The 8623-nt window shown below is 74.9% G+C and carries 7 protein-coding genes; 4 read left to right on the top strand and 3 right to left on the bottom strand.

Going from position 1 to position 8623, the window contains the following annotated elements; genetic code table 11:
* Window positions 1-150: 150 nt before the first annotated feature.
* From IO20_RS36775 to IO20_RS0121700, 3 genes are all read left to right on the top strand, one after another.
* The gene (locus tag IO20_RS36775) at window positions 151-630 is read left to right on the top strand and encodes a hypothetical protein (protein WP_037635981.1); all 480 of its coding nucleotides are present in this window, start codon (window positions 151-153) and stop codon (window positions 628-630) included.
* 174 nt (window positions 631-804) lie between these two features.
* Complete coding sequence (gene mptB, locus IO20_RS0121705; RefSeq protein ID WP_030548791.1) at window positions 805-2241, top strand: polyprenol phosphomannose-dependent alpha 1,6 mannosyltransferase MptB; 1437 nt, start codon at window positions 805-807, stop codon at window positions 2239-2241.
* 20 nt (window positions 2242-2261) lie between these two features.
* A complete protein-coding gene (locus tag IO20_RS0121700) occupies window positions 2262-2693 on the top strand; it encodes a glutaredoxin domain-containing protein (protein WP_030548788.1) in 432 nt (143 codons plus the stop codon).
* 25 nt (window positions 2694-2718) lie between these two features.
* Here IO20_RS0121700 and IO20_RS0121695 read toward each other — a convergent pair whose 3' ends face one another.
* A complete protein-coding gene (locus IO20_RS0121695) occupies window positions 2719-3519 on the bottom strand; it encodes a HEAT repeat domain-containing protein (RefSeq protein ID WP_030548786.1) in 801 nt (266 codons plus the stop codon).
* 131 nt (window positions 3520-3650) lie between these two features.
* On the opposite strand from IO20_RS0121695, the gene IO20_RS0121690 reads away from it, so the two are divergent.
* Complete coding sequence (locus IO20_RS0121690; protein WP_030548784.1) at window positions 3651-5582, top strand: SMI1/KNR4 family protein; 1932 nt, start codon at window positions 3651-3653, stop codon at window positions 5580-5582.
* Here the strand turns inward: IO20_RS0121690 and IO20_RS0121685 are convergent.
* Together IO20_RS0121685 and IO20_RS0121680 are read right to left on the bottom strand one after the other, a co-directional pair.
* Window positions 5579-7171 (bottom strand): N-acyl-D-amino-acid deacylase family protein, encoded by a 1593-nt coding sequence (locus tag IO20_RS0121685; protein ID WP_030548782.1) that lies wholly within the window; start codon window positions 7169-7171, stop codon window positions 5579-5581. The two genes, IO20_RS0121690 and IO20_RS0121685, sit on opposite strands and share 4 nt — an antisense overlap.
* Before the next feature lie 20 nt (window positions 7172-7191).
* Window positions 7192-8499: an amino acid deaminase gene (locus tag IO20_RS0121680; RefSeq protein ID WP_051874373.1), complete on the bottom strand. Its 1308-nt coding sequence runs from the start codon at window positions 8497-8499 to the stop codon at window positions 7192-7194.
* Window positions 8500-8623: the final 124 nt, after the last annotated feature.

Here is an 8623-nt window from a genome sequence, read left to right as displayed (position 1 = left end):
GGACCGGGCGGCGGTCGACAAGCGGGACCGGGCGGGGGCCACGGGCGGGACCGGGCGGGGGCCACGGGCGGGACCGGGCGGGGGCCACGGGCGGCGCCCGGTGTGACCCGTGTCGCACCGGGTGTGTCGTGATCCCTACAATCCGGGCTCATGAGCCACCACGTCTCCGGAGCCGCCGCACCCCGGCCCGGCCGCCGCCGTCACGCCCCCGCACGCCGCGGCCGGGCAGGCGTCTGGCTGCTCGCCGCAGGAGGCGTCGCGGTCCTCGGCATCGGCGCCGCGCTGCTCGCCGGAGGCGGCGACGGCGGCGGGACGGGCTCCCCCGACGGCGGCGCGAACGACGGGCCGCCCGCGCTGATCCAGGCGGACCCGACCGTCGTCCCCGGCGTCTCCGGCTCCCCGCGGCCCACCGGGGCCGACGGGCGGGAGACCGGCGGGGACGGGGCCGGCGGTACGGACCCCTCCGCCTCCCCGGCGGCGTCGGAACCGGGCGCGTCGACCGAGCCGTCCGGGGCCGGAGACGGTACGACGACCGACCCCGCGGCCGTACCGACGGGAGACGCCTCCGCCGACGGCGGCCAGGAGGACAAGCCGGGACGGGGCCGGGGGCAGACCAAGCGCCCGAGGTAGGACGTGCCTGGTGCCTGGTGCCTGGTGCCTGGTGCCTGGTGCCTGGGCCTGGTGCCTGGGCCTGGGTCTGGTGCCTGAAGCCTGAGTCGCACCGGGCGCCCGAGGACGGGGCCGGGGCGGTGGGCGGCCGCTGGAAACAGGGGTCCCCGGCCGGCCGGGATAGGTTGGCCCGTCATGTGGGTTTTCAGTGGGTCAGGATGCCGGTGGCTGGGTGCGGCCGGTGCTCTCGGCGTCGCCGTGGGCGGCTGGGCCGCCGGGACGCTGCCGGTACGCGGCGGCTGGGGGCTGTGGGAGCCGCGCGGCTCCGCGCTCACCCTGGCCAGCGCCGTCCTCGCGTACCTCGGCCTGACCCTGCTCGTCGCCGCCTGGTGGCGGTACGGCGTCCTCCTCGCCCGGGGCGCCCGGGACGGCGTGCTCGCCACCCTCGCCTGCTGGACCGCGCCGCTGCTCCTCGCCCCGCCCCTGTACAGCGCGGACGTCTACAGCTACATCGCGCAGGGCGCCATGGTCCTCGAAGGGCACGACGTGTACGGCGGCGGGCCCTCCCTCCTCCGCCCCGACCAGCTCGGGGCGGACGCGGCGGCGAGCGTCGGCGGCAACTGGACCGACACCCCCGCACCGTACGGACCCGTCTTCCTGCTCCTCGCCGCCGCGGTGGTCGAGGTGACCGGCGGGGCCGTCGTGCCCGCCGTCCTCGGGATGCGGCTGATCGCCCTGGCCGCGCTCGCCCTCATCGTCTGGGCGGTACGGGGACTCGGCGGCGGTCCCGGCGGCCGTGCGGGCGCGGTCTGGCTGGCCGCCCTCAACCCGCTCCTCCTGATCCACGTCGTCGGCGGCATGCACAACGACGGACTGATGATCGGCCTCGTCCTCGGCGGCGTGCTGCTCGCCACGCGCGGGCGGTGGGTGCTCGGCTGTGTCCTCGTCGGCTTCGCGATGATGATCAAGTCGCCGGCGGCGGTCGCGCTGCTCTTCATCGGCGTGATGATCGCGCGCCGGGACGGCGGCGTACGGGGCCTGGCCAAGGGCCTCGTGCTTCCGGGGGCCGTCGCGGGCGCGGTGGCGGCGGGGGCGACGGTGCTGGCCGGGACCGGGTTCGGGTGGCTGCGGACCCAGAGCGTCGCCGGTTCTATCCACACCGCGCTGTCCGTGACCAGCGATCTCGGCCTCGGCCTCGGGCTGCTCGTCGGCGACGACCCCGACCCCGTGAAGGGCCTCGTGCAGAAGCTCGGACTGCTCGTCGCCCTCGCCCTCATCGTGTGGCTCGCGTGGCGGTCGTGGAAGGGCGCCCTCGACCCGGTCCTCGGACTCGGCCTCTCGCTGGTGGCGCTCGTCGCCCTGTCACCGATGGTGCAGCCCTGGTACCTGCTGTGGGGGACGGCCGTCGTCGCGGCGGTCGCCTGGCGCGGGCGGACCGGACAGGTCCTCGCCGTGCTCTCGGCCGCCCTCGTGTACGAGACGGCGCCCTCGGGCCACACCCCCTGGTACGGCTTCGTCCTCGCGGGCGTCGTCCTCGCCCTCGGTCTCGCATGGCTCCGGCGGGACCCGTGGCCCGTCGCCGTGCCGGCCGCCGAACACCTGTCGCCGCATGACACCGCACGGGTCTCCTGAGAGCCGATAGCCTCCGGCGCATGACGCGTGCCTGGATCCTTCCCGTTCTGCTGCTGCTCTGCGGTGCGCTCGTCGCGGCCGGCCGGGCCGCCGGAGGGAGCCCCGGCACGGCCCTGGGCCTCCTGCTGCTGTTCGTGCTGCTCGCCGCCGCCACCTCGCCCCTGGCCTTCCCGAGGTCGACCGGGGCGGCGGAGGCCCGGCGCCGTGCCGAGGCCGACGGCCGGCCGATCGTCTACTGGCGGCCGGGCTGCGTGTTCTGCCTCCGCCTTCGCCTGCGTCTCGGCGCCCGCGCACGCAGGGCGCACTGGGTCGACATCTGGCGCGACCCGGAGGCGGCGGCGGTGGTACGCGCGGCCACCGGCGGCGACGAGACCGTGCCCACCGTCGTCGTGGCCGGCCGCGCCCACGTCAACCCGGCCCCCGCCTGGCTGCGCGACCAGCTCGCCCGCTAGACGATCCGTTCCGATCAGTCGTTGGTCACAGCGGATCACGGGCGACTTCGACTGCCTCCCGGACGTCCGGGTCCGGGTCGTCGGCGAGGCCGTCAAGGAGTTCGGTGACCCCTGGGGTGGACCAACGGGCGACCGCCCACACCAGGTCCTCCCGCACGCCGGGGTCGGGGTGGGCGGCGAGGCGACTCAACCGGGCGAGCGGGCCGCGCCGACGCATCCCGAACCAGTGCAGTGCCTCCCGCAGCGCGGCCGGGTCCCCGGGGTCACCGGCTTCGACCCGGGCGAGCAGCACTCTCGGGGGTGGCGGCGGACCGTCCAGCGGATGCGGCAACCGCTCGCGCAGGCGCCGCGCGCCGTACCCGCCGCGCACGCGGCACCCGAAACAGGTGCAGGGGCGCACACCGTGCGCGTCCGGCAGGTACCGCCAGCCCGCCACCTGCGGAGCGGCGCGGACCCGGTGCACTTCACGCGGCCGGATCGCCCGGGGGACGAACACCTCCCACCCGCGCGGATCGTCCAGGGCCGCGATCCGCCGCACCGCCTCTGACGCGGAAACGGTGGCCTGGGCCTCCCGCGCACGGTCGGTATAACGTCCGACCAGCACGTCCTGGGCGTCGTCGAGCCGTACGTGGACCGCCACGAGCCCGCCCCGGCTGCCGAAACGGGCCAGCTCGCGCAGCCATTGGTGGGTGAGGGTGTACGACGGCAGGACCGGGAAGCAGTAGACCCCGCGCGCGTTGCCCTGTCCGTGGCCGGCCGCCCGGATCCCCGACCGCCGGATGCGCGGCGCGTTCGCCGCCGAGGTCACGTGCACGAACATCGCCATGACACGGGATGTTAGGCGGCCCGTCCCACGGCATCGGCTGCGCGTACGGATGAGGGCGCCGCGGACGCCAGTACCGGATGCCGGCGCCGAACTGCGGTACGGATGTCAGTACCGGATGGCACCGTTCGGGCATGAGCAGCGCACCTTTCGACTGGTACGAGTTCCTGGGACGGTGGCAGGAGGAGTGGGTTCCGCGCGCGGACGCGGACCCGCAGGAGGATTCGGATGAGGACCCGGGCGCGGGGGTTCTCGCCGGTCCCGGCAGGCCCGGGGCCGGCGAGGCGGCCATCGCCGCGGCCGAGGAGCGGCTGGGGCGACGCCTTCCGCCCTCGTACCGGTCGTTCCTGGCCGCGAGCGACGGGTGGCACGTCGACCAGACGGCCGCCATCTACCGACTCGGGGGCGCCGCGGACATCGACTGGTTCCAGGACCCGTACGGCATGACCGAGCTGTACGAGCCGGATCAGGGCGACGATCCGCGCGAGGAGGACGTCCTGCTGGCCGGAATGTGGCGGCGGGCGCTGCGCCTCGAAACGGACTCCGACATGTCGCACGCCCTTCTCGACCCGGGCGACCGCGACCAGGACGGCGAGTGGGCGCTCTACGTCTACCAGGGCTGGAGCGGTGAAACGCCCGACCGCTACCCCTCGTTCCGCGCGTACATGGAGAGCATGTACCGGCGCTTCCACGCCGACCGGGCGGCGCAACCCGACTTCGTGAACGCGACCACGCGCGCCCAGGACGCCCACGTGGACGAGGCGCACCTGCTGGCCCTGCGCGGACGGTACGAGGAGGCCTTGCCGCTCCTGGAGGAGGCGTTCTCCTTCGGGAGGCCGCGCAGCGCCGTCCTGCTGAACCAGCTCAGGCAGTTGCTCGCTCCGGGCGGCTCCCAGGGCCTCGGCCACCTGGTGGCGGACCCGCTGTACCAGCCGGAGGTCCTGCCCCTGGAGGCCATGGAGCAGGCGAACGGCCGGGGGCGGTCGGGCGCGGACGAGCAGTGGCTGCGGATGATGGCCGCCCGGGGGGCCGCCCCCGAGATCGCCGAGGCCGTACTGGGCGCCGTGCGGGAAGGCACCCACCGGTACGCGCCTCCCGGTCCGTGGGGCCGGGCCGTCGCCGAGGCCCGGGAGGCGGCCCGCTGGGGCGCGACCGACGCCGCGTGGCACGTGCTGCGGGACGCGCTGCCGCTGTGGGAGGCGCCAGGACCCCTGATGGTCGTCCCGCTCGGTCTGCTCGCCGATCCGGTCCTGGGGCCGCTGATCACTCCGGAGCGCGGGCGGGAGATCCTCGCGACACCGCGGGCAGGGGAGACGGGACCCGTTCCCGAGCCGGTGCCCGATCTCGATCCGCCGGGCCTCGCCTGGCTGGCGGGGCCGTTCAGGTACGGGCAGCCGCTCGACGGCTACCGCTGCGTCTGGGTCGAGGGGGTCGACCCCTCCGGCCTGCCCGCCCTGATCGGCGAGGAGGGCGCCGAACTGAGCGCGCCCGTCGATCTGTCGAGGTCTTTCCGGCGTGCGCCCCAGCCGCACGAGCGGGAGGGCGTGGAACTCTGGGAGGACCGGGCCGTCGTCGCCGCCGGTCGCACGGCCGAAGGGTGGGCCTTCGCCTTCGACGGGCCCTCCCTCCGCCACCTGCACGGCCTGTTCCTGTCCCCGGCCGCGGCCGCCTCCCCGTCCGGCCGCGCGGTGGTGGTGTGGTCCGACCCGAGGCGCTCGTCCCCGGACCACCCGGCGGCCTTCCACGTGTCGGTGGCCGAACACGGCCAGGAGCTCTACGCCTTCACCGTGCGGGGTACGGAGATCCAGCGATCCGGCGCGATACCCGAGGCCCTGGACCCCGAACGGCTGTTCCGTCCGCAGGACACCGGCCCGGACAACGAGCGGCGCGCACTGGAGGCCCTGCACGCCGAACTCGGTCTGTCGCTCCCCCGCTTCGCACTGACCCGGGGCAGGCTCCGTACCTTCACGACACGGTCCTGGACCCGGGCACCCCGCGCGGGCGAGAGCTTCGCCTACGCCAGATTCGTGCTGCACCGCCCTGAACGCGGGGGGACGAAGCCCTAGGGGGCGCGGCGGATCGTGCGGCCCGCGAGGGTGTCCGTCCGCCGGCCGTCCTCGATCACGAATCTGCCGTCGACCAGGACGTGCGGGATGCCCACCGGCAGGGTGCGCGGTGCGGCGTACGTCGCGCCCGACGCCACCGTCTCCGGGTCGAAGAGGACCAGGTCCGCCACGAAGCCCTCCCGGATCCGGCCCCGGTCCGGGAGACGGAGGCGGGCCGCCGGGCGGGAGGTGAGGTGGGCGACGCACTCCTCCAGGGAGAGGACGCCGAGCTCGCGCACGTACCGCCCGAGGTACTCGGGGAACGTGCCGTACGCGCGCGGGTGCGGCTTCAGGCCCTGCAGGATGCCGTCCGAGCCGCCCGTGTGCACCCGGTGCCGCATGATCGTCCGGACGTTCTCCTCATGGCCCACGTGCTGGAGGATCGTCGTGCCGAGCCGGTCGTCGAGCAGGAGCCGGCGGGCCGTCGCCCAGCCGTCCAGGCGGCGGCCCGTGAACCCGGCGAGGCCGGGACCGGTCACGCCCGCGATCTCGATCGTGTGCCAGTCCACCGGCACGCCGTGGCAGCCGTCCGAGCCGGTGACTTCGAGGTGGTGGCGGATCCGCTCGGCCGTCTCCTCGTCCCGCAGCCGCGCGAGCACCGCCTCCGGGCCGCCCTCGCTCGCCCAGCTGGGCAGCAGGGCGACCAGGGTCGTACAGCCGGGCGTGTACGGGTACGTGTCGAGGCTGATGTCCGCGCCCGCGTCGAGGGCCCCGTCCAGGAGGGCGAGGAGCTCGGGCGCCCTGCCCTCGTTCACGCCGAAGTTCATCGTGGCGTGGGCGAGGTGGAGGGCGCAGCCCGCGTCGCGGGTGAGCCGCACCATCTCCTCGTACGCCTCAAGGGCTCCCGCCCCGTACGAGCGGTGGTGCGGGCAGTAGTAGCCGCCGTACTCGGCCACCACCCGGCACAGTTCGGTGAGTTCGGCGTCGGGCGCGTACATCCCCGGCGTGTACGTCAGGCCGGACGACATGCCGACCGCGCCCTGCTCAAGGCCCTCGGCGACGAGCCGCCGCATCCGGTCGAGCTCCGCCCCGGTGGCGGCGCGGTCCTCCCAGCCGACGGCCAGCATCCGCACCGTGCCCTGGGGGACCAGGTACGCGGCGTTCACGGCGATGCCCCGGCCGCCGTGCGCGCGGTCCAGGCGGTCCAGGTACTCGCCGACCGTCCGCCAGTCGAAGTCGACGTCCTCGCCGTACCCGTTCCAGCCGGTGATCGCCGTGCGCACCTGCGCGAGCGTGCGGTCGTCGACCGGGGCGTACGACAGGCCGTCCTGGCCCAGGATTTCGAGGGTCACGCCCTGCGCGGCCTTCGCGCTGTGGTCCGGGTCGCGGAGCAGCGCGAGGTCGCTGTGGGCGTGCATGTCGATGAAACCGGGGGAGAGCACGAGGCCCTCAGCGTCCAGGACACGGCGGCCGGTCGGACGCTGACAGCCGGCCGCCGCGCCCTCCTGCACGATCGCGGCGATCCGGCCGTCGGCGACCGCCACGTCGGCCCGGTAGGACGGGCCGCCGGTGCCGTCGACGACCTCGGCGTCGCGGATGACCAGATCCATGGCTCTCTCCCCGGTCCCTCTCAGAAGAAGGTGCGGATGTGGTCGACCACCGTGCCGTCGGCCTCGACGAGCGGGATCAGCTGCCACTTGTCGAAGGACGTGCAGGGGTGCGAGAGACCCATGCCGATCCAGTCGCCGACCTCCAGGTCCGCCTCCGGCGCGGTGGCGAGCCAGGCGTGCTGGTCGGAGAGGCCCGAGACGGTGACGCCCTCCGCCGCGCGGATCTCGCCCGTACGGGCGTCGCGGACCACCTGAGCCTCCGGGAGGTGCAGGTCGTGAGCGGCGTCCCGCTTGCCCGCGTTGGTGAAGGCCTGCTCGGCGGACGGCCGGGAGACGACCTGCGACCACAGCCGGAACGCGGGTCGCAGCGCGCCCTCCTCGGGGATCCGGTTGAAGGGGGTCCTCTCGCGGTACTGGCCGTCGTCGTGCGAGACGTACGCGCCGGAGCGCAGCAGCTTCAGGACGGGCAGAGACAGTTCGGGCGTCTCCTCGAAGACCTCGGCGACCGCGTCGAACCACTCGCTGCCGCCCGCGCTCACGACGATCTCGCCGATCGAGGGGTCGAAGCGGCCTGCCTTGTCGAAGTCCGCCGCGAGCCCCACGAGCCGGTGGAGCCACTCCCGTACCCGCTCGGCGTCGGCACCCGGCATCGTGCCCTCGTACCCGGCGACGCCGACGAGCCGCAGCGTGGCGACGCCCCCGACCGCGTCGGCGACTGCCGCGCACTCCGCCCCGGTCCGTACGCCCGTGCGGCCGTCCGCGCCGGCGGCCAGCTCGACCACGACGTCCACGGGGCGGGCCGCGCCCGCCGCGCGCAGGGCCTCGTCCATCAGCTCGACGCCGCGCACGGAGTCGACGTAACAGAGGAAGCGGAAGTCCGGGTCGGCGTCGAGTTCGGCGGCGAGCCAGCGCAGGGCGGCGGCGTCGACGAGCTCGTTGGCGAGGAAGATCCGCGCGATGCCGTGGGCCCGGTAGACGCGGGCCTGGTGGGGGACGGCGGCGGTGATGCCCCACGCGCCGTGCTCCAGCTGCCGGTCGAAGAGCTGGGGGGCCATCGAGGTCTTGCCGTGCGGGGCGAACGCGAGCCCGTGCCGCTCGGCGTAGGTCTCCAGGAGGCGCAGGTTGTGCTCGACGGACTCGGCGGAGAGGGCGAGGACGGGGGTGGTGTAGCCGCCGGTGAAGAGGTTGCGCCGCTGGGCGGAGAGCTCGCCGACGGTCAGGCCCTCGGCATCCGGGGGCAGACCCTTGAAGCGGTGGTCGACGCGCTCGTCGGTCAGGGCGGGCGTCTCGTTCACCAGCGCGGGCGTCTCGTTCGCCAGGTCGGGCATGAGGCCTCCTCGTCGTGGACGTTGCGGGATGTGCAACGCTCATTGCGCATATTGCTCACGGCTGTCTAACATCCGGGCCGAGGGCCGGTCAATGGACCCGCCCCGCAGCCCCGCAGCAGCCACA

It is taken from the genome of Streptomyces exfoliatus, assembly GCF_000725545.1.
GTDB lineage: Bacteria > Actinomycetota > Actinomycetes > Streptomycetales > Streptomycetaceae > Streptomyces > Streptomyces exfoliatus.
The sequence above is the reverse complement of the archived record's forward strand: the minus strand, read 5'-3'. Positions and strand labels throughout refer to the sequence as shown.